Genomic DNA, 19,900 nt, shown 5'->3' with positions numbered 1-19,900 from the left:
CGTTTAGCGAAACAGAGCGGTTCTTTTTCTATGATTTGTCAAAAATATTGAATTATCCCCGTGGGCTGAATTACTGTTGCCGGGATTTCAATTCCCTTCAGCGCAATGGCAGCGAGGAGCAGAACATGACCAAGGCAGTCAGTCGGCAGGACTGGGAGCAGCGCGCGGCCGCGCTGCAGATTCAGGGACAGGCGTTTGTGGCTGGCCAATACCAGCCGGCGATCAGCGGTGAAACCTTCGACTGCGTATCGCCGATCGACGGTCGCGTGCTGGCGCAGATCGCCAGCTGCGATCAGGCTGATGCCGACCAGGCGGTCGCCAACGCGCGTGCGGTGTTCGACAGCGGTGTCTGGTCGCGCAAGTCGCCGGTGCAGCGCAAGCGCATCATGCAGCGCTTTGCTGACCTGATCGAACAGCACCGCGAAGAGCTGGCATTGCTGGAAACTCTCGACATGGGCAAGCCAATCGGCGATTCGTTGGCGGTGGATATTACCGGTGCAGCGCGCTCGATACGCTGGAGCGCCGAGGCAATCGACAAGGTGTATGACGAAGTCGCGCCGACCGCCCACGACGAGCTGGGTCTGGTGACCCGCGAGCCGGTCGGTGTGGTTGCGGCCATCGTGCCGTGGAACTTCCCGCTGCTGATGGCCAGCTGGAAGCTGGGCCCGGCACTGGCAACCGGTAACTCGGTGGTACTCAAACCGTCGGAGAAGTCCCCGCTGACTGCGATTCGTGTCGCTGCGCTGGCGGTGGAAGCGGGTATCCCGGCGGGCGTGCTGAACGTGTTGCCCGGCTACGGCCACACCGTTGGCAAGGCGCTGGCGCTGCACATGGACGTCGATACCCTGGTGTTCACCGGCTCCACTCGCGTTGCCAAGCAACTGATGATCTACGCCGGCGAGTCGAACATGAAGCGTGTCTGGCTGGAGGCCGGCGGCAAGAGCCCGAACGTGGTGTTCGCCGATGCGCCGGATCTGGATGCCGCGGCTGAAGCCGCTGCCAGCGCCATCGCCTACAACCAGGGCGAGGTCTGTACCGCCGGCTCGCGCTTGCTGGTGGAAGAGTCGATTCGCGAGGCGTTTGTCGCCAAGGTGGTCGAGGCGCTGAAGCGCAGCTGGGCACCGGGCCATCCGCTGGACCCGAACACCAGCGTTGGCGCGCTGGTCGATACCACCCAGATCGAAACTGTGCTGCGTTACATCGACGCCGGCCACGCCGACGGAGCGACCCTCAAGCTCGGCGGCAAGCGGGTGATGGAAGAAACCGGCGGCCTGTTTGTCGAACCCACCGTGTTTGATGGCGTGACCAACAGCATGCGCATTGCCCGCGAGGAAATCTTCGGACCGGTACTGTCGGTTATCGGTTTCAACAGCTTCGACGAAGCCATGCAGATCGCCAATGACACCATCTACGGTCTGGCGGCGGCGGTCTGGACCAGCGACCTGTCCAAGGCGCACCGTGCGGCGCGTACCCTGCGCGCGGGCAGTGTCTGGGTCAACCAGTATGACGGTGGCGACATGACGGCGCCCTTTGGTGGCTTCAAGCAGTCCGGTAACGGCCGCGACAAGTCGCTGCATGCCTTCGACAAGTACACCGAACTGAAGGCGACTTGGATCAAGCTCTAAGCAGCTGCGCTGCTTGGAGCAGCGGCAAGCGGCAAGCTTCAAGCTGCAAGTAAAACCCGTGTGGGCTTGAATCACGCGGGCTTTGCTAAAGCCTTATAAGGCTGCGGGACGTTGTAAAAATACTTTATGACCTAGCCGTCGAGCTTACCCTGTTTCGCTTGCGGCTTGCGGCTTGCGGCTTGCGGCTTGAGACCCCTATGAACTGGAAAACCTACACCGTTGTGACCGCCGCGGTGGTGATCGTCGGGCTGGCGCTGGGCGTGACCCTGCCGTTGGTGTCGCTGCGTCTGCACGAATGGGGTTACAGCACCTTTGCCATAGGCATCATGGCGGGTATGCCAGCGGTCGGGATCGTGCTGGGCTCGCGCCTGAGCGGTCGGCTGGCTGGACGCATCGGGTCGGAGAACACGCTGCGGCTAGTGATGGCCTGCAGCGCGGTGTCGGTGGCGCTGCTGGCGGTCTGGCCGAGCTACCCGGTGTGGCTGCTGCTGCGGCTGGTACTGGGCATTTCGCTGACGGTGACCTTCATCCTCGGCGAAAGCTGGATCAACCAGATCGTGCCGGACCGCCTACGTGGCCGCCTGGTGGCGGTGTATGGCAGTGGCTTTGCGCTCAGTCAGTTGTGCGGGCCGCTGCTGCTCGGCTTCATCGGCACTGAGGCGGACAGCGGTTTCTGGCTGGCGACCGGTCTGCTGGTGTTTGGCAGCCTGATGCTGATGACAGTATCGGGGGCCCCGGTGGTGGATGCGGCTGCAGCCGATGGACGTGGATTCCGCACATTCGTACGCCAGCTGCCGGCGATTGCCTGGGCGATGGTGCTGTTTGCCGGCTTCGAGACCATGACCCTGACGTTGCTGCCGGTTTATCTGATCCGCGAGGGCTTTGCCCAGCAACTGGCGTTGGTGATGGTGAGTACCGTCGTAATCGGCGACGCAGTGCTGCAGGTGCCGGTCGGCGCGCTGGCGGATCGTATCTCCCGCACTGCACTGTTCAAGTTCTGCGGGCTGGTGCTGCTGCTCAGCAGTCTGGCGCTGCCATTTGCGCTGCACACGGTGCTGGTCTGGCCAGTGCTGGTGTTGTTCGGCGCCAGCGCCGGAGCGCTTTACACCCTGTCGATCATTCTGGTTGGTCAGCGTTATCGCGACGATGAGCTGGTGCGTGCCAATGCGCACATTGCCATGCTCTGGGGGCTGGGCTGTCTGCTCGGGCCGATGCTGACCGGTGCAGTCAGTGAGTGGCTGACCGGCCACGCGCTGCCAATCATGATGGCGATCGCCGCGCTGATCTTCGTGTTGCTGGCGCGCCGCCAGGGCGCATTTGACGCGGTCAGCATTGACCGCGCCTAGCCGCCGGGCTCAGTCCCAGCGGTACTGCACGTCCAGGCCAACCAGCCAGCTGCGCTCGGGCGCCGGTTCGTAGTAACGCGCGCCGGCGCCGTTAACGATCAACGAGCCGATGTACTCGCGGTCGGTCAGGTTGTCGACGCGGGCAAAGGGCTCCAGCTGCCAGCCGCCGAGCTGCTGGCGATAGCTGGCGCGCCAGTTGAAGGCGGCGTAGCCGGGAGCTTCTGCGCTGTTGTCGTCATTGGCGTAGCGCTGGCTCAGGCTCTGCATTTCCAGCGCGGTGGTGAATCCCTCGGTCGGCTGCCAGGCCAGTTCTGCGTAGAGGCTGTGGCGCGGTATGCCCGGCAGGCGGTTGTCGGCCAGATCATCGCCGTTACCGTTGATGTAGCGGTCAAACCGGGCGTCCAGCCAGGTGTAGGCCAGATAGCCGGTCAGCTGAGAGGTGAGCTGCTGCTCGACGCTCAGCTCGACGCCGCGGCGGGTCGACTTGCCGGCGTTGGCGTAGGTCGAGCGATCGGTATTGAGCTGCGGTTCGCCGGTAACGATTTCATTGTCGACGCGGGTGTAGAACAGCGCCATGTCCACTTGGGTCCGGTCTCGGCGCAGTTTGAATCCGACTTCGGCGTTGTCGGCGGTGCTGGGGCGCAGCTGCAGATTCAGGCCGCTGCCGCCCGGACGGTAGGCCAGCTCTTGCGCGGTCGGTGTTTCAAAGCCCTTGCCAATGGCGCCGTAGACGCTGAGGGTCGGTGTCCACTGATAGCTCAGCCCGAGTGCCGGTGTGGTTTCGTCGTAGCGGACCGAACCGCTGTCGTTCTGGCCGTCGACCAGGTACTTGTCATCGGAGTCGAAGTTGACCTTGCTGTAGCGGGCACCTGTCGTCAGGCTCCAGCGCGGCGCCAGTTGCCAGGTGCTGATCAGATAGGCTTCGCGGCTTTCCACTCGATTGAATTCGTTGCGTTGCAGGCCGCCCTTGCGGCCGAACTGGTTGACGAAGCCTTTGCGGCCTTCGCCCTGATAGCCCCAGCTCAGCCCGGCGGCCAGCGTGACCGGTAATTCGAACAGCGCGGTGTCGCGCTGCCAGCCCAGCTCGCTGCCGCCGAAACGGCGGTCCAGCTCGATCACGCCACCACCGGAATACTGCGAGTTGCCGGGGAAGGCTAGAAACTGCTGCACGTCGCGCTCGCCACCGTAGACCATGACGGTGATCTGATCGTCATTGGTCAGGCGGCGCTGATAGTTCATGCCCAACTGTTGATGGCTGATGCTCTTGCGGGTATCGAAGCGCTCGGCTTGCGCGACGGCCTGTTGGCGGTCGGCGTCGAGCGCTGCAGCGGTCAGGCCCAGCGGGTCCTGGGTGTCTGGCTGATCCAGCGCGTTGAACAACAGGGTCAGGCTGGAGGCATCGTCGATATCCCAGCCCAGACGCAGGTTGGCCATGTCGCGGCGGGTTTCGCTATGGTCGCGGTAGCCGTCGGTTTCCAGTCGAGAAACGTTGGCGGCAACATTGAGGTCGCCGTATTGGGCGCCGTACTTCAGGCGCGAGCGCCAAAGCCCGTCGCTACCGACGCTGCTGCGGCTTTCCAGTGTCGGGTAGAAGCTGCCTTCGCTGCTGAAGCCCTGAATAATGCCGCCCGAGGCGTTGCCGTACAGGCTGCTGAGCGGGCCACGCAGCACTTCGATGCGCGCCAGGTTGTCGAGGTCGAACAGCGCCGGCTGGCCCTGACCGTCTGGCATGGTAAGCGGAATGCCGTCCTGCAGCAGGCGCACACCGCGCACACCAAACTGGGCGCGGGCGCCAAAGCCACGGGAGGAAATCTGCACATCCTGGGCGTAGTTCTGGCGGTTCAGCGCGAGCAGACCGGGAACCCGCTGCAGGGATTCCGACAGGTTGGCGCCGAGATGTGCTGTAGAGAGGTCGTCGGCAAACAGCGTGCTGCGGGCCAGTGGCAGACTCAGATCGCGGCTGTCATCGCTGGCACCTAGTACGGTCTGAGTCGGGAGTTGAACGGTTGCGCTGTATGCGCTGGTGGCCGTGCACAGCAGCGCGCTGCTGAGCATGACCCGGATGGCAGTGGGCTTCATCGGGGCGGACTGTTGTTATCGGTTGTATTTCGCCGTTTCGGCAGCAGAGGCGACAGTCTAACAGCGCGTCCGTATGCGAGCAGCCGCGGCGATGGGGGGGATATGGGGGGTAGCGAGAAAATACTTTGAAGTAAAAGTAAATTAGGTGTAATCTAGCGCGTTATTCATTTTGTTTTGGGAAGGTTCCTTGTTACTGCTGTAACTTTCAGGCAGGCAGGGGAGCTTCGTAGTCTGGAGGTGCCAACGTCATGCATATGATGCACGATCTTTATCTCGCCCTGCGCCGATTGCAGCGCGCTAGCGAGATTCACGCTAAGCGTCTTGGTCGCCACAGCGGCCTGACGCCCATTCAATTGCTGATTCTGCACAGCATCAAGGCGATGGGTGAAAGTACCCTTGGTGATCTGGCGCGGCAGGTTAGTGTATCGCAAGCGACGCTCAGTACCATCATTGATCGTCTGGAAAGTCGCGATCTGCTGCATCGGGTGCGCAGTACCAGTGACAAGCGCAAGGTACATCTGGCCCTGACCGAGAAGGGGCTGGCGGCCATTCAGGCCGAGCCTGCGTTGCTGCCGGGCGCTTTTCTCGAGCGCTTTGGTCAGTTGGCCGACTGGGAGCAACTGATGCTGCTGGCCAGTTTGCAACGGGTCGCTGGCCTGCTTGAAGAAGGCCAGCAGGTGCGCCCCGAGTTGTTCGACGGCGAAACCGCCGCCTGATTTTGCTGCCCGGTTCTCGGGCATCGTGTTTAGCAAGCACTGATTAATTCCGCACGCCCTCTGGCATTCAGGGCGTGCGGAATTAATCAGTGTTTCCTTTTGCTCCGCTTTTTCTTTGTTCGGGTATTGCCTGCGCGCGTCTGCACGCTTAGCATGTTTGAAATATCAAACAAGGCTGTTTTAAATGCGTTACGACAGCCGATGCTCTCCCTGTTACGAGGAAATTTCGGATGGAACTGCATTGCCCTGACTTGTTTCGCCAGCAAGCCTATGTCGCCGGTCACTGGTGCGAGGCCGATAAGGGTGCGCGTACCGAGATCGCCAACCCGGCGACCCATGAACGGCTTGGCAGTGTGCCGAACATGGGCGGCGAAGAAACCCGTCGTGCCATTGAAGCCGCCCGCGAGGCGCAGCAGCAATGGCGTCAGCGCACTGCCAAGGAACGTGCGCAGGTGCTGCGCAAGTGGTTTGAGCTGATGATGCAGAATCAGGAAGACCTGGCGCGCATCATGACTGCAGAGCAAGGCAAACCGCTGGCTGAAGCCCGTGGTGAAGTGGCTTATGCCGCTTCTTTTCTGGAATGGTTCGGCGAAGAGGCCAAGCGCGTCTATGGCGACGTGATTCCCGGTCACCAGGCCGACAAGCGCATTCTGGTGCAGAAGGAGCCGGTCGGTGTGACCGCGGCGATCACGCCCTGGAATTTCCCCGCAGCCATGATTACCCGCAAGGTTGGTCCGGCCCTGGCCGCCGGCTGTGCGATGGTCCTTAAACCCGCGCCACAAACCCCGTTTTCTGCGCTGGCGCTGGCCCACCTGGCCGAGCAGGCGGGCGTACCGGCCGGTCTGTTCAGCGTGGTAACCGCGGATGTGGATCGCTCCCGCGAAGTGGGTGATGAACTGTGCGGCAACCCGGTGGTACGCAAGCTGTCTTTCACTGGGTCTACCGGCGTGGGTATCAAGCTGATGGAGCAGTGCGCGCCGACGCTGAAGAAGCTGTCGCTGGAACTGGGCGGCAACGCGCCCTTCATCGTCTTTGATGATGCCGATCTTGATGCCGCGGTCGAGGGCGCGATGATCTCCAAGTACCGCAACGCTGGTCAGACCTGCGTCTGCGCCAACCGCATTTACGTGCAGGATTCAGTTTACGACGCCTTCTCCGCCAAGCTGGCTGATGCTGTTGCCAAGCTGAAGGTGGGTGATGGCACCGAGGCTGGGGTAACCACCGGCCCGCTGATCGATGCCCGCGCCGTCGAGAAGGTGCAGCGCCATCTCAAGGATGCGACCGACAAGGGCGCCAAGGTCATCGCTGGCGGCAAACCCCATGAGCTCGGTGGCTTCTTCTTCGAGCCGACCATCCTCACCGGCGTGGACAGCAGCATGGCCGTCGCCCGCGAAGAGACTTTCGGCCCGCTGGCGCCGCTGTTCCGCTTTAGCGACGAAAGTGATGTGATCCGTCAGGCCAACGACACCGAGTTCGGTTTGGCGGCCTACTTCTACGCCCGCGACCTGAGTCGGGTGTTCCGCGTGGCCGAGGCGCTGGAGTACGGCATGGTCGGTATCAACACCGGGCTTATCTCGAACGAAGTCGCGCCCTTCGGTGGCATGAAGTCCTCGGGTCTCGGTCGTGAAGGATCCAAGTACGGCATCGAAGAATACATCGAGATCAAGTACCTCTGTCTGGGCGGCATCTGAGCCGCTCCTGTGCACCAACCTGACGGGGAGCCGTTTGCTCCCCTCTTTTTCCGCGAGGCGGTTATGAGCAAGACCAACGAGTCCCTGATGCAGCGGCGGCAGAATGCTGTCGCGCGTGGTGTAAGTCAGATTCACCCGATTGCGGTGCAGCGTGCGGAAAACGCCACCGTCTGGGATGTGGAAGGGCGACAGTACATCGACTTTGCCGGTGGCATTGCGGTACTCAATACCGGACACCGTCACCCCAAGGTAATGGATGCCGTGCGTCGCCAGCTGGACCAGTTCACCCACACCTGCTTTCAGGTGCTGGCGTATGAACCCTATATCGCCCTGTGCGAGCGCCTGAACGACATGGTGCCCGGTGACTTCGCGAAGAAGACCCTGCTGGTGACGACCGGCTCCGAAGCGCTGGAGAATGCGGTCAAGATTGCCCGCGCAGCGACCGGACGGGCTGGCGTGATCGCCTTCACTGGCGCCTACCACGGCCGTACGATGATGACCCTGTCGATGACCGGCAAGGTCGCCCCTTATTCGGCCGGTATGGGTCTGATGCCGGGTGGCGTTTATCGCGCCCAGTTTCCCTGCCCGTTGCACGGCGTCAGTGATGATGACGCGATTGCCAGCATTGAGCGGATCTTCAAGAACGACGCCCAGCCGCAGGATATTGCCGCCATCGTGATTGAACCGGTGCAGGGCGAGGGCGGTTTCTATGTCGCCAGCCCCGCCTTTATGCAGCGTCTGCGCGCGCTCTGTGATCAGCACGGCATCATGCTGGTGGCGGACGAAGTGCAGACCGGCGCTGGCCGGACCGGCACCTTCTTCGCCATGGAGCAGATGGGCGTCGCCGCCGATCTGACCACCTTCGCCAAATCCATCGCCGGTGGCTTCCCGATCGCGGGTGTTTGCGGCCGGGCGGATGTGATGGACGCCATCGCCCCCGGCGGTCTGGGTGGCACCTACGCGGGCAGCCCGCTGGCCTGTGCGGCAGCACTGGCGGTGATGGATGTGTTTGAAGAGGAAAACCTGCTGGCGCGCAGCCGTACCGTGGGCGAGATCCTTACTGGTCGCCTGAACGCGCTGGCGGCAGACGACAAACGTATCGGCGATGTGCGCGGACTGGGGGCGATGGTTGCCTGCGAGCTGTTCACCGCCGACGGTGCGCCAGATGCTGAATTGACCGGCCGTATCGTTGCCGCCGCGCGGGACAAGGGCTTGATCCTGCTGTCCTGTGGTCAGTACGGCAATGTGATCCGCATTCTGGTGCCACTGACCGCGACCGATGTCGAATTGCACGCCGGCATGGACATCATCGCCGCCTGCTTCGCCGAGCTGTAGGGGTTGGTGATTGGTGCGGCTTGCCGCACGCACGGTGGTGCGGCCGTCGCGGATATCTGCGCCCGGCGGTGCTCAGAAGGTCGATAGTCCGCTCGCTTCCATAAAGCGGTACACCAGATAGCGCCAACGGCTGTGGTCTGCAAAGTCTGCGTAGGGCAGGCTGTAGACCGCGCCGTTGGCGTTCTGCCATTGGCGCTCGAAGTCGGCACGCTGCGCGCTGATCTGCGGGTCGTCGCGGCGGCTGACCAGGCGCACGCTGGTTTCCAGATTGAGGTCGTGCAGGTTGCGCCGGGTGAAGTTGGCTGACCCGGCGATCAGCTCGGCGCTGCCATCAGCCCGTTCCAGCCGAATCCACTTGCGGTGGCACTGCTCACCGAAGGTCGCACACCAGCGCACCGCGATGCCTGCGTCGTGCAGGTCCCATGCCGCCTGGCGGTTGGGGATGCCATTCTTCTCGCGGCCGAAGGCGTCCCGGTTGGGGTCGAGCATGACCCGCACCGTTACGCCGCGCTCCTGGGCTGCGATCAGCGCGTCGATGATCGGCCGCGAGGACAGATAGAACACTTCCACATCCAGCTGCTCTTTGTTCTGGGCCGAGTTGATCAGGTGCAGCAGGTCGCGCTCAATGGCCCCCTCAGTCAGCACCTGCAGCTGGTTGCCGGCCGTTGGCCTTGTATCAAGCGCCGGCGCAGACGGCCAGTTGATGGCGGTCGGGTAGCCGGACATCAGCGCGACGGCGCGTTCGGTCTGCAACAGGTCCAGCGCTGCCGCACCGCTGAATTGCACCGCGCTGTTGTCGTGACGGCTGCTGGCATCGTGCGGGTTCATCGAGGTGACCAGCGCCTTCCATTCGCTACCGGTGCCGACCACCAGCGTCTTGCGGTGGTTGGCGCGGAAGTTCAGCAGGTGCAGGTAGCTGCGCAGGGTGACTTTGCCGGGGCCAACCGGGTTAGGTAGCCAGCCCCCTTGGGTACTGTTACCCACATAGCTGCAGCACAGGGTCCAGATGCCGGTCCACAGTGGGTTGGACGCCGGCAGCCGGCTGAGGTCGGTCATCACCACGTCTACTCCGGCGGCGCGCAGTCGTGCGAAGTGGGCGGGCTCAAGGCCGCCATACAGGGTGTTGAATGGGTCGGTGATCAGCACTACCGGCATCTCGGGGTGCTGGTGGCGCGCGCGGATCAGGGCATCGGTCAGCTCGGCGGAGAGCGGCCTGTAGCTGTCGGTGCCGGCAAAGTCGTTGAACAAAAACATGTCAACCACCAGCAGCTCGCGGGCCTCATCTATCAGCGCGAGGATGTGGTCCATGATCTGCTGCCGGGTACGGAGATCGCCGTGCGTATCACGCCAGCTCTGGTCGAATAGCAGCACCACGTCCTGTACCGGGCGCAGTGGCGTGCTTACGGACAGGCCGGGGGGCATGGGGCGCCAGGCAACGATCAGACACGCGATAATGACCGCTGCGGCGAGCAGCAGACAGCATAGGCGAAGCAGGTTGGTTGTGAGCATGGTGCGCATCGGTGGTGAGCAGGTGTTCAGCCTGCCGAAGCGGCGAGATTAATGCAATGGCAGAGCCGCCAGCGCGGACGCGCTGGCGGCAGGGCGATCAGGCCAGTTGGGCCGTGCCGTCCTGTTTCGGGTTAGGACCGAAGCGGTTGTCGCCAGCGGTGCCTTCCAGACAGGTGAAGATCAGCAGGATGATGCCGCCGACAGCGGGCACCAGTGAGATCAGAATCCACCAGCCGCTGCGATCGGTATCGTGCAGGCGACGGATGGTCACGGCCAGCGACGGGATCAGCACGGCCAGAGCGTAGATCGGCATGAAGATCATGATGCCGAGTACGCCGTCAATGACACTGCAGATAACGTAGGCGATGATGTTGAAAAGCGTAAACATCCAGTATTCCTTGCGGCGCGCGCGGCCTTGAAATACGGCGTATTGCTTGAGTACAGCGAGATACCAATCCATGAAACGTCCTTCCTGTCTATAAGTCGTTTTGGCAGAGAGAGGGAATGGGTCGGGCGTACAGGCTGGCTCGGTGGCGAACGTTCCCTGCGCGCGATGGTCACTCCCTTGGGAGGCGGTGATGGCCGCCAGACGGCATTAGAGACTGTTGCACCATTTCAGGTCAACCGTCGAGTGTAGCCTGCGTGCTAACCTGTGACCGGATTCCGGCTGAGTGTAAGGACGATGCTTCGACGCATTTCCATTTTTCTGTTGCTTGGGTTGCTGCTGGTGCTGGCAGGGCTGTTCGGGCGCCTGTATCTGCATCAGCAACTGCAGCGTGCCGGTGTCAGCGAACTGGTATGGTCCGGGCCCGGTTGGCAGCATGGCGCTCTGACCCTTGACCGGCTGACGCTGACGCTGGACGACGGCAGTACCGTCGAGCTGCAGCAGCTGGACCTGGCGCCCGGCTGGCGTTCAGGGTTTATGCTCAAGCGTGCCGAGGTGGATCGGCTGCTGTTAAGCCTGCCGGCGACCGATCAGGTAGCACCCGCTGCCGAGTCCGGCTCTCCTCTGCTACTTCTGGGTGACGAAACCTTCTGGCGCTTGCTGGCGCGTTGGTTGCCTGACCGGGCGCGGGTGCAGCAGATTCAGGCGACCTTGCCCTGTCGTGCCGGCAGTTGCCAGCTGGCTGGCAGCTGGCTGCTTGATGCTGAGCACAGCGACACTGGCACAACCCTGGCGAGTCGATTGACGCTGGATCTGGAGGGCCAGCAGTTGCTGCTCAGTCCGCACCTGCAGGTCGATACAGAGCATGTGGTGCTGCAGGCCGCGCTGGCGATTGACGGCAAGCCGGCCGCTCAACTCGACAGCCAGTGGCAGCAGGGACACGCCTGGCAGGGGCATCTGGCGATCCCCGGCTGGCCGCAGACGTCCTGGTTGTTCGGCTATCTCGGGCGCTGGGTAACGTTGGGCGCCCTGCCGTTTGAGCAGGTGCCGACCGCGGCACAGGCTGATCTGAAGTGGCAATTACGCCCTGCGGTGCAGCCCACCAGTGTTGATGACTGGCTGGGCGGTGCGGTCGCCCTGCAGGCGAACGTCTTGCTGCCTGAGCCTTGGGCGATTGCCGGGGTGGGCTCGCTGACCGGCGAGATGAGTCTGCAACTGAGCGGTGATCATGGCCGCTGGGCGTTACCCGACGCACAACTGAACATGGTGTTGGTGCCTGACCTGCTGGCGACACTGCAGCAGCTACCGAGCGCGCTGCAACCGACGCAGGTAGCATTGCAGCTGCAACCGGCTACCGAGCAACAGCTGGTGCTGGGGCAGCCGTTGGCGCTGCAGCTTTCTGCTGACGCGACCTTGCCCAGCGGCGGCACCGCTCAGCTGGATGGGCCTTTGCAAGTGCAGGGGTTGGCTGATTGGCAGATCAATAGCGACGCGCTGCTGGTTCAGCTGCAACTACCACAGCTGACCCTGCCGGAGTTGGCGGTGCGTTCGGTTACCGCGCGTTTGCCGTTGCAGCTGCAGGCCAATGCCCGGTCGGCAACCATTGGTTTGAGCAAGGCCGGTGAATTGGGCTGGCAGCGCCTGCAATTGCCAGCGGCCGAGCTTACGTTGACGGCTACCTCCACGCGGATAAGCGCACTGGCGATCACCCTACCGCCGGATGAGGGCCAGTCAGCGAGCGCCACCGGCGAACTTGCCGCCGAGATTAACCGGGTCGAGCACGCAGAGCTCAAACCGCAAAGCTGGTCGCTCTCTGGTGACTGGGAGTGGCAGGATGGCGCGCTGCTCTGGCAGGGGCAGGTGGCTAACGCGGCCGGTTTGCAGCTCGATCATCAGGCGAACGTCAGCAGCAATGGCCAGTGGCAGCTTGAGGGCACGCTGGCACCGATCTTTTTCCGCGCCGGTAATCCGCTTGAGCAGACCTTCGCCAGTTGGCCTGCACTGCTCAGTCTGTCCAGCGGCCAGCTCAGCGCTGAGCTGCAGGCGGGCGACAGTGGCAAGGGCCTCAGCGTCCAATTTAACGGCCAGCTCAACGGTGCCAAGGGCATCTACGATCGCACCGCGTTCAGTGGTCTGAGTACGCCGCTGCGCGCGTCGCTGCAAGGGCAGTATTTCAGTCTGACGTTGGCGGATTTGCAGCTGGGCGAATTGAACGCCGGTATTCCGGCCGGGCCGTTGCAGGCCAGTCTGGACTATCAGGGGGCGTTGGCCCATCCGACAACCGGGACCCTGGAGGCCAGGCGACTGACCCTCGAACTGCTGGGAGGGCGGGTGTCGCTGACGCCAGCCACGTTGGACCTGGCTCAGCCCGAACAACGCGCCGAGCTGGTGCTGCAGGGGCTGGAACTGGGTCGCCTGTTCGAAGTCTATCCAACAGAGGGGTTAAGCGGTGGCGGTACGCTGGATGGACGGTTACCAGTGCTGCTGCGCGATGGTCAGGTGTTGGTGGATCAGGGCGCAGTGGCCGCAAGGGCCCCTGGCGGTGTGCTGAGTTACCAGTCCGACAAGCTGCAGCGACTGGCGGCGAGCAATCCAAGCATGCGTGAGCTGGCCGGTGCGCTGGAGGAATTTCACTACACTGTCTTGAGTAGTCAGGTAGAGTTGGCCGAGGGTGGTGATCTGACGCTGGCGCTGCGCCTGCAGGGCAGCAACCCTGATTTTCAGCAGGGGCGTCAGGTCAACCTGAACATTAACCTGCAGGAGAACATTCCGGCGTTGCTGGCCAGTTTGCAACTCAGCGGCAAGGTCAGCGACATCATTGAACAACGGGTGCAGCAGTACCTGCTCAAACGGCGGGTTCAGCAACCCTGACGAGGAGCGCCTATGTACGGGCGAGAGCTGATGATTGCGGCACTGGCGGGCCTGCTGGTCGCCTGTGCCGGACCCACGGTGCAGCTGGCTGCGCCGAGCGAGCCGATCAACATCAATCTGAATGTGAAGATCGAGCACGAAATCTACGTCAAGGTAGACCGTCAGCTGGACGATGTATTCGACCAGTCCAGCGGCCTGTTTTGAGTCGGCAGAAGGAACGAGACAATGCGCAAGACGATATATCTGACCTGTTGCCTGCTGGCGCTGCTGATCGGCAGTGGCTCAGCCTGGGCGCTGAGCCTGAATGAGGCGATGTCGGCACTGCCGGCAGCGAAGGAGGCAGGACTGCTGGGTGAGCAGTCGAATGGTTATCTGGGCGTGGTGCGGGCGTCTGGTAATGCGGCCGAGGTGGCGCAGCAGATCAACGCAGCGCGCAAGGCGGAGTACCAGAAGGTGGCGCGCGACAACGGTATCTCGCTGAGTGACGTTGAGTTGATTGCCGGCCAGAAAGCGATTGATCGCACCCCGTCCGGGCAGTACATCAAACTTAACGGTCAGTGGCGACAGAAGTAGCCGGTAGCCACTCGATGCTGCCGTACCAACCGGTGACGGCCTGACCGCTGTTGTCGCAATCGGTCATGATCGCCAGCCCGTCAATCTGATCCAGCGTCTGCCCGTGCAGACGCTGGAAATCCTCCCTGACATTACGCTCCAAGTGCACCAGCGCTGTGTCGCCCGGTGCGCCGCTGCTGACTGCCAGCATCTGGGCGTTGCCGGTGTAGGCGTTGGGCCAGTGCTTACCGGCCGTCTGGCTGGATGACCAGACGTAGTTCACCGCCAGCGTCCGCCAGGGCAGCAAACCGCCATCCTTCACCACGTAAAGCCGCACGGGATAGTCGTCACCTTGCCTGCTGGTTTCGTCGAGTTGGCTGAACGGCTGGCTGATGGTCCAGGACCAGCGGAGTAACGGCGTCTTGCGCAGATCAATCGGCTGCTGAAGATAACGGGCGCTGGCCTGGCCGTGCCGGCAATCGGCACGCAGGACCGTTTGGCCGTTACGGTCTTCAATCTGATACCGGGTTGGCTGGGTGAAGGTTCGCTCGGGCCACTGACTGATGTCCGCCGGGCTATAGCTTTGGGCCGAGCAGACGCTGGTGATGAGTAAACCCGTCAGCAGCAAGCGTGGTGGGTGCATGCGGGGCTCCTGTATGGCAGAGCCCCAGTATGGCAGCTTCAGCGGTTCTGTGCCGATGGCGCAAGCGCGCTGACGCGTAGTCGTTCGGTGGCGTCGAAGCGTTCTTCCAGCAGTGTCTGCACGGCGTTTGCGCGGTCACTGTCGGCGAGTCCCGGCTGGCTGAGAATGGCGTCGCGCTCGCGGTTGAAGTCGTTAAGCCGTTGCTGCCAGGCGGCCCGTTGCTGATCCAGTGTTTCCAGCCGTTCGGTCGCCTCCGGACCGACCAGCGACAGCCTGAGCGCCCGTACCTCGGATTCGCTGGCGCCCTGAGCGCGCAAGGCGCTGGTCTGCTGGCGCAGATCCTGATGAATCTGCGGCACCAACAGTGCCTGCAAGTCTTCCGGCAGACGTTCGCGTAGTGCTTCGACCTCGTAGGCCTTGTCGGCATCGCTCAGGTCCGGGTTGCGCACAATCGCCAGGCGCTCCAGGGTGAAGCGGTTGTACAGCTCCTCGCCAGCAAAAAACGCCTGGTGCTCCTCGGCGCTGAACAGCTCGGCCCGCAGGCGCTGCACGGCGTCCTGGCGTGCCCACAGCGCATCTAGATCGGCGGCCACCGGAAAGCGCTGCTCCAACTCGACCAGTTGCTGCTGATAGTCGAGATAGCGCTGGAGCAGATCCAGCGCCTGACTACGGGCCGGGTCTGACAGACTGTCGGTGATCAACTGCTGCAGTTGAAGGATGATGTCGGCGCGTGGCTGCTCGCCCGCCGTGCTCAGGTAGTAGTCGAACAGATGACGTAGCTGATCGCTGACCAGCAGGCTGCCGTCGGGATTGGCCTGCAGGCGGCCGTCGACATCGGTACCACGCAGCGACGGAGCCGCCGGCAACGCGTCCGGGGCGGGCACGCTACGCAACAGGCTGGCAGGTACGCTGTTTGAGGGTGTCGTCGGGTTCGAGGAGGCTGGGCTGCCGGCAGTCTCGACCACTTGTTCCTGCGCGTTTTGACTCAGTTGCCAGCCGAGCAGCAGCGCGGCGGCGAGTAAAGGGAGATAGACAAGCGCTTTCATGACGTACTCGGATAGATCGGGGAAGCGGGCCGCCGTAAGAGGGCGGCCCGCGCACTTACAGGCCGGCGTTCTTCAGCCGGTTGGCCTGCTGGCGGTAGACCGTGACCGGGTCGGTTTCGAACAGGCTGGTCAGGCCCAGGGTTTGGTTGACCTCGTCCAGGTGGTTCATCCGGTAGTTGTCGCGAATCACCATGCCGAGGTGCGAACTGCAGCGACCGACCAGGCCATCGTTGGCTTCACCGCCGAAGGTCAGCGAAGAAGCACCGAGCAGCAGGTCCGACACGTCCAGCATGTTGGTCAGCGGGCGTGTACCACTCCAGGAGTAGTAGCGCACGTTGTTGACGACGTAGGCACCCTCGCCGCAAGCACTGGTCGGCAGACCCTGCGGGAACTTGGCGTTGAAGCGTGCAGCGCCTTCGCTGTTGAGTGACTCCAGCGAGCCGAGCGCATTCTGCGGGGTATTCGAGCTGCTGCCGGAGAGGAAGTTGATCAGCGCGCCGAGACCGTTGACGATGCCGGCCAGCAGCGTCTCACCAGCCGATCCTTCCGGCACCTGGCGCAGGAAGTCGGCGGTTGCCGAACCCTTGTGCGGAGCGCCAACGCTGGTGACCGAAGCGACCAGATCCGGCCGGACGGCAGCGACATAGCGGACGGTCGGGCCGCCGTGGCTGTGGCCGATCAGGTTGACCCGGCCCTTGCCGCTGATAGCGACAATTTCCTCGACCTGTTCCAGCAACTGTTCGCCGCGGGCCTCGGAGGTATCAAGCTGGCTGACTTCGGTGACGTAGACGGTAGCACCGTCTTTGCGCAGGGCGCTGGGGATGCCGTACCAGTAATCGACGCCGAGCAGGCTGTCGAAGCCGAGCATGCCGTGGGTCAGCACGATGGGGTATTTGGTTTTGGTGTAGCCGGAGGAACCAAACCAGAAGGCATGGGCCTGAGTGCTGACGCCGAACGCGGCAATCAGCCCGCAGGCAAGACTTAGTCGAGTCTTGCGCGACATGACGAAACTCCTTGTTGTTGTGCTTGTTTTGTATCGTCTTGAGGCACTTTTTCCAGTGCCTGGCCGCTGAGCATAGCCAGCCTGGTCAGCGGAGAGTAGTGATTGAGCGACAGAACAGCCGCGTCAGGGCGCTACAGAGCGAATGACCGGTGAGTCACTCGCTCTGCACTGCGACTATTCAGCCAGCTGATCCGATGAACGGAAATTCAGAGCTTGTTGGTGTTACAGCTGCTCGCCGAGGTAGGCACGCTGAATCAGCCGCCACTCGTCGGACTCTGTAACTCGCAGCACTGCCTCGTTCAGTTGGTCGCGCAACGGGCTGCCGCTGGGAATGGCCAGCGCATACAGCTGCTGATCAAACACGCCGGGCAGCAACTCCAGCCGTTCTCTGCCGAGTTGCTGATTGCGGTACTGCAGCAGTGGCCGGTCGTAGACCACGGCGTCAGTCTCGCCTGCGCTGACCGACTGCATGGCACTGGTCAGATCAGGGTAACTGCGCGACACGATGCGTTCCTCGCCGAGGTAGCGGGCGCTGGCGGTGCCGTCGATGGTTGCAACGGTGCTGCCGGGCAGATCCTGCGGGCCGCGAATCTGTAGCTGCAGATTGCTGACGGTCAGGGCGCTGGTGATGGCGGCGGTGAAGCTGGCGACCATGATCAGGCCGGCAAACATCCAGATCAGCGCGACCAGCCGGCCGGCGAAGGTGACCGGTGCCTTGTCGCCATACCCAACGGTGGTCATGGTCACCGCTGCCCACCAGAAGCTGGCGCCGATACCCTGCGTCGCCGTTCCGCCGAACTGCTCGGGGTTGCGGTGGCGCTCGAACAGCCAAAGGGCGACGCCGACACCAAGGAGCAGCAAGCCGAGTCCCCCGATGACGCTCAAAAAGCTCCAGCTGAACAGGGCCTTGAGGCTCTGCAACAGGCCTGCCTTGGGTGCACGGGGCACGCCGATCGACAGCCCGGTCTGGTAGAACGGATGACTGAAGTCGAACACCAGCTCCCGCTCTGCGGTCATGGTTAGTGCGCCGACGGCAACGTCGACCTTGCCGGACTCGACCGCGTGCAACAGGTCGGCAAAGGCCATTGGCTGGAGCTCGAACGCCCAGCCCTGCTGCTCGGCGATGGCCCGCCAGAGATCCACACTAATGCCTTCCCAGCCGCCTTGGCCGTCGGCGATGACGAAAGGCGGTACTTCGGTAATACCGACGCGCAGCGGTGCTGGTGTGTCGGTGCCGGTTTCGCTGGCACTGGCTAGCGGAGCCATGAGCAGCAGGCAAAGGATAAGGCGGGTGATAAGGCGATCTGGCATGGGACTCTCCCTGTCGGCATTGTGCTCAGGGTACCAGACTGCCACTCAGCTGCCAGTTTGCCGCTGCGTGTTTTTCCCGGGGCGCAGCAGGCGACCATCTGGTAGTCTTCCTGCAGTTTGAATTAAAGGGCAGGGAGTGCAGATGTTGACGGGTTATCTGGAAAGTTACGCCTTCTGGCTGTTGCTGGGCCTGCTGTTGCTGGCCTCGGAGTTTTTCATCCCCGGTTTGATCGCCGCCTTTTTTGGCCTTGGTGCCTTGCTGGTCGGGCTGCTGACACTGCTGGGTATCATCGGCTCGCTGCCGGTGCAGGTGACGGTGTTTGCGCTGTCGAGCATCGTGGCGCTGTGGCTGTTGCGTCGCCGCTTCCAGCGTTGGCTGCAGGGCAGCGAGGTCGATTTGGCCGCCCGGGATCAGGACGACGCCGGCCTGTTGGGCGTGCGGGTCAAGGTGCTGACGGACTTTGTCGATGGCGTCGGTCATGTGCAGCTGAACGGGGCCAAATGGGATGCGGAATCGGCTGACCCGCTCACCAGTGGTCAGTCGGCATGGGTCACCGACCATGCGGGGATTGTCTTGCGAGTCAGCGCAACCAAGCCTAATACCAATAACTGATCTTTTCGGACCAAGGAGCTTTTCATATGGAAATCGCAACAATGCTGTCACTCGGGTTTTTGGTGCTGGTCATCATTACCCTCACCAAAACGGCTCGCATCGTGCCGCAGCGCTCGGCCTTTATCGTCGAGCGGCTGGGCAAGTACGCCAAGACCCTCGAAGCTGGCTTTCACATCCTGATTCCATTTATCGACCGGGTGGCCTACAAGCACACACTCAAGGAAGAAGCCATCAACGTGCCGAGCCAGGCGTGTGTAACCAAGGACAACATCCAGGTGGTGGTCGATGGGGTGATCTATCTGCAGGTGGTTGATCCCAAGCTGGCCAGCTATGGCATCAACGACTACCGCTACGCCTCCATTCAGCTGGCGCAGACCACCCTGCGCTCCGTGGTCGGCAAGATCGATCTGGACAAGACCTTCGAAGAGCGTGAAACCATCAACGTGCAGGTGGTCGAGGCGCTGGATGAAGCCGCCAAGCCCTGGGGCGTGAAAGTCCTGCGCTACGAAATTGCCGATATCGAACTGCCGGCAACCATTCTGGATGCGCTGGAGAAGCAGATGCGCGCCGAGCGGGAGCGTCGCGCCGTGGTGGCCCAGTCCGAAGGGGAACGTGAAGCCAAGATCAACGTCTCCGAAGGCCAGAAGCAGGAAACCATCAACCTGTCCGAAGCCGACAAGATGCGTCAGATCAACGAAGCCGAAGGTAAGGCCCGCGAGATCGAGCTGATCGCCACCGCGACCGCCGAAGGTCTGCGTCGTGTTGCCGAAGCGATCAACACCCAGGGTGGCCAGGAAGCGGTTTCGCTGCGCGTTGCCGAGCAGTACGTCAAGGAGTTCGGCAAGCTGGCGCAAACCAACAACACCATGATCCTGCCGGCGGAGCTGAGCAATATCGGCTCGGCGGTCGCTGCGATCACCAAGACGCTGGAAGTGGCTAAAAAGTAAGCGGCAAGCTTCAAGCCTCAAGAAAAAACCGTGCGGCGTGAGTCGTGCGGTTTTTTTTTGCTTCACGGTGGCGCAGGTTTGATGGTTCTCACGCTCTGCGTGGGAATGCCTGTCAGGACGCTCTGCGTCCGGCTAGTGGTTGGTTGCTGTCCACGCAGTCGGGGTTCCCACGCGGAGCGTGGGAACCATCAGGGCGCGCAGTTGGGTGCTGTTCAGGCTGCCATCGCG

The 19,900-nt window shown here is 62.6% G+C and carries 17 protein-coding genes; 10 read left to right on the top strand and 7 right to left on the bottom strand.

All coding sequences use genetic code 11. From position 1 onward, the window contains the following. The first annotated feature begins 125 nt into the window (after positions 1–125). Positions 126–1,625 (top strand): aldehyde dehydrogenase, encoded by a 1,500-nt coding sequence (locus ACKPCU_RS01015; RefSeq protein WP_321349174.1) that lies wholly within the window; start codon positions 126–128, stop codon positions 1,623–1,625. Between the two features lie 197 nt (positions 1,626–1,822). Further along, positions 1,823–2,971, top strand: a complete 1,149-nt coding sequence (locus ACKPCU_RS01010) for an MFS transporter (protein ID WP_104739906.1) — start codon at positions 1,823–1,825, stop codon at positions 2,969–2,971. 9 nt (positions 2,972–2,980) lie between these two features. Here the strand turns inward: ACKPCU_RS01010 and ACKPCU_RS01005 are convergent, their stop codons facing one another. After that, complete coding sequence (locus ACKPCU_RS01005) at positions 2,981–5,050, bottom strand: TonB-dependent receptor family protein (protein ID WP_321349173.1); 2,070 nt, start codon at positions 5,048–5,050, stop codon at positions 2,981–2,983. Positions 5,051–5,298: 248 nt separating this feature from the next. On the opposite strand from ACKPCU_RS01005, the gene ACKPCU_RS01000 reads away from it, so the two are divergent. The 3 genes from ACKPCU_RS01000 (at position 5,299) to gabT (ending at position 8,792) form a co-directional block, all read left to right on the top strand. Then, positions 5,299–5,766, top strand: a complete 468-nt coding sequence (locus ACKPCU_RS01000; protein WP_088276256.1) for a MarR family winged helix-turn-helix transcriptional regulator — start codon at positions 5,299–5,301, stop codon at positions 5,764–5,766. A 230-nt stretch (positions 5,767–5,996) separates the two neighbouring features. Beyond that, positions 5,997–7,457 (top strand): NADP-dependent succinate-semialdehyde dehydrogenase, encoded by a 1,461-nt coding sequence (gabD, locus tag ACKPCU_RS00995; RefSeq protein ID WP_104739908.1) that lies wholly within the window; start codon positions 5,997–5,999, stop codon positions 7,455–7,457. Between the two features lie 63 nt (positions 7,458–7,520). Further along, positions 7,521–8,792 (top strand): 4-aminobutyrate--2-oxoglutarate transaminase, encoded by a 1,272-nt coding sequence (gene gabT / locus ACKPCU_RS00990; protein WP_104739909.1) that lies wholly within the window; start codon positions 7,521–7,523, stop codon positions 8,790–8,792. Between the two features lie 72 nt (positions 8,793–8,864). Here the strand turns inward: gabT and ACKPCU_RS00985 are convergent, their stop codons facing one another. Both ACKPCU_RS00985 and ACKPCU_RS00980 read right to left on the bottom strand, forming a co-directional pair. Further along, on the bottom strand, positions 8,865–10,301 hold the full coding sequence (locus ACKPCU_RS00985) for a phospholipase D-like domain-containing protein (RefSeq protein WP_321349172.1): 1,437 nt from the start codon (positions 10,299–10,301) through the stop codon (positions 8,865–8,867). 97 nt (positions 10,302–10,398) lie between these two features. Beyond that, complete coding sequence (locus tag ACKPCU_RS00980) at positions 10,399–10,761, bottom strand: DUF805 domain-containing protein (RefSeq protein WP_104738003.1); 363 nt, start codon at positions 10,759–10,761, stop codon at positions 10,399–10,401. 222 nt (positions 10,762–10,983) lie between these two features. Between ACKPCU_RS00980 and ACKPCU_RS00975 the strand changes: the two genes are divergently transcribed. Genes ACKPCU_RS00975 through ACKPCU_RS00965 form a run of 3 tightly spaced genes read left to right on the top strand, consistent with a single transcriptional unit; the run spans position 10,984 to position 14,130 of the window. Then, positions 10,984–13,557, top strand: coding sequence for an intermembrane phospholipid transport YdbH family protein (locus tag ACKPCU_RS00975; RefSeq protein ID WP_321349171.1), 2,574 nt, complete (start codon positions 10,984–10,986; stop codon positions 13,555–13,557). Positions 13,558–13,569: 12 nt separating this feature from the next. Further along, entirely contained in the window at positions 13,570–13,761 is a 192-nt protein-coding gene (locus tag ACKPCU_RS00970) for a YnbE family lipoprotein (RefSeq protein WP_104738005.1), read from the top strand. A 21-nt stretch (positions 13,762–13,782) separates the two neighbouring features. Next, the gene (locus tag ACKPCU_RS00965) at positions 13,783–14,130 is read left to right on the top strand and encodes a YdbL family probable chaperone protein (protein ID WP_104738006.1); all 348 of its coding nucleotides are present in this window, start codon (positions 13,783–13,785) and stop codon (positions 14,128–14,130) included. Here the strand turns inward: ACKPCU_RS00965 and ACKPCU_RS00960 are convergent. The 4 genes from ACKPCU_RS00960 to ACKPCU_RS00945 form a co-directional block, all read right to left on the bottom strand. After that, complete coding sequence (locus tag ACKPCU_RS00960; RefSeq protein WP_321349170.1) at positions 14,105–14,752, bottom strand: DUF3047 domain-containing protein; 648 nt, start codon at positions 14,750–14,752, stop codon at positions 14,105–14,107. The two genes, ACKPCU_RS00965 and ACKPCU_RS00960, sit on opposite strands and share 26 nt — an antisense overlap. 38 nt (positions 14,753–14,790) lie before the next feature. Next, positions 14,791–15,798 carry a lipase secretion chaperone gene (locus ACKPCU_RS00955; protein WP_321349169.1) on the bottom strand — a complete coding sequence of 336 codons (1,008 nt, stop codon included), beginning with the start codon at positions 15,796–15,798 and terminating at the stop codon, positions 14,791–14,793. 55 nt (positions 15,799–15,853) lie between these two features. Further along, positions 15,854–16,801 (bottom strand): triacylglycerol lipase, encoded by a 948-nt coding sequence (locus ACKPCU_RS00950; RefSeq protein ID WP_321349168.1) that lies wholly within the window; start codon positions 16,799–16,801, stop codon positions 15,854–15,856. 222 nt (positions 16,802–17,023) lie between these two features. Next, positions 17,024–18,112 carry a transporter substrate-binding domain-containing protein gene (locus ACKPCU_RS00945; RefSeq protein WP_229744402.1) on the bottom strand — a complete coding sequence of 363 codons (1,089 nt, stop codon included), beginning with the start codon at positions 18,110–18,112 and terminating at the stop codon, positions 17,024–17,026. A gap of 142 nt (positions 18,113–18,254) precedes the next feature. Here ACKPCU_RS00945 and ACKPCU_RS00940 point away from each other — a divergent pair, with 142 nt between their 5' ends. Together ACKPCU_RS00940 and ACKPCU_RS00935 are read left to right on the top strand one after the other, a co-directional pair. Further along, complete coding sequence (locus ACKPCU_RS00940) at positions 18,255–18,725, top strand: NfeD family protein (protein WP_104738010.1); 471 nt, start codon at positions 18,255–18,257, stop codon at positions 18,723–18,725. Between the two features lie 26 nt (positions 18,726–18,751). Then, the gene (locus ACKPCU_RS00935) at positions 18,752–19,672 is read left to right on the top strand and encodes an SPFH domain-containing protein (RefSeq protein ID WP_104738011.1); all 921 of its coding nucleotides are present in this window, start codon (positions 18,752–18,754) and stop codon (positions 19,670–19,672) included. The last annotated feature ends 228 nt before the right edge of the window (positions 19,673–19,900 follow it).

The sequence above is a fragment of the Halopseudomonas oceani genome (assembly GCF_963677335.1).
Classification (GTDB): Bacteria; Pseudomonadota; Gammaproteobacteria; order Pseudomonadales; family Pseudomonadaceae; genus Halopseudomonas; species Halopseudomonas oceani.
This window is presented reverse-complemented; position numbering and strand designations above follow the sequence as displayed.

Excerpts from the sequence above, each read along its gene's own strand:
- ACKPCU_RS01005 (WP_321349173.1), bottom strand. The coding sequence starts at position 5,050 with ATGAAGCCCACTGCCATCCGGGTCATGCTCAGCAGCGCGCTGCTGTGC.
- gabT (WP_104739909.1), top strand. The coding sequence starts at position 7,521 with ATGAGCAAGACCAACGAGTCCCTGATGCAGCGGCGGCAGAATGCTGTC.
- ACKPCU_RS01015 (WP_321349174.1), top strand. The coding sequence starts at position 126 with ATGACCAAGGCAGTCAGTCGGCAGGACTGGGAGCAGCGCGCGGCCGCG.
- ACKPCU_RS00940 (WP_104738010.1), top strand. The coding sequence starts at position 18,255 with ATGTTGACGGGTTATCTGGAAAGTTACGCCTTCTGGCTGTTGCTGGGC.
- ACKPCU_RS01010 (WP_104739906.1), top strand. The coding sequence starts at position 1,823 with ATGAACTGGAAAACCTACACCGTTGTGACCGCCGCGGTGGTGATCGTC.
- ACKPCU_RS00950 (WP_321349168.1), bottom strand. The coding sequence starts at position 16,801 with ATGTCGCGCAAGACTCGACTAAGTCTTGCCTGCGGGCTGATTGCCGCG.
- ACKPCU_RS00960 (WP_321349170.1), bottom strand. The coding sequence starts at position 14,752 with ATGCACCCACCACGCTTGCTGCTGACGGGTTTACTCATCACCAGCGTC.
- ACKPCU_RS00975 (WP_321349171.1), top strand. The coding sequence starts at position 10,984 with ATGCTTCGACGCATTTCCATTTTTCTGTTGCTTGGGTTGCTGCTGGTG.
- ACKPCU_RS01000 (WP_088276256.1), top strand. The coding sequence starts at position 5,299 with ATGCATATGATGCACGATCTTTATCTCGCCCTGCGCCGATTGCAGCGC.
- ACKPCU_RS00935 (WP_104738011.1), top strand. The coding sequence starts at position 18,752 with ATGGAAATCGCAACAATGCTGTCACTCGGGTTTTTGGTGCTGGTCATC.
- ACKPCU_RS00945 (WP_229744402.1), bottom strand. The coding sequence starts at position 18,112 with ATGCCAGATCGCCTTATCACCCGCCTTATCCTTTGCCTGCTGCTCATG.
- ACKPCU_RS00955 (WP_321349169.1), bottom strand. The coding sequence starts at position 15,798 with ATGAAAGCGCTTGTCTATCTCCCTTTACTCGCCGCCGCGCTGCTGCTC.
- ACKPCU_RS00965 (WP_104738006.1), top strand. The coding sequence starts at position 13,783 with ATGCGCAAGACGATATATCTGACCTGTTGCCTGCTGGCGCTGCTGATC.
- ACKPCU_RS00970 (WP_104738005.1), top strand. The coding sequence starts at position 13,570 with ATGTACGGGCGAGAGCTGATGATTGCGGCACTGGCGGGCCTGCTGGTC.
- ACKPCU_RS00980 (WP_104738003.1), bottom strand. The coding sequence starts at position 10,761 with ATGGATTGGTATCTCGCTGTACTCAAGCAATACGCCGTATTTCAAGGC.
- gabD (WP_104739908.1), top strand. The coding sequence starts at position 5,997 with ATGGAACTGCATTGCCCTGACTTGTTTCGCCAGCAAGCCTATGTCGCC.
- ACKPCU_RS00985 (WP_321349172.1), bottom strand. The coding sequence starts at position 10,301 with ATGCTCACAACCAACCTGCTTCGCCTATGCTGTCTGCTGCTCGCCGCA.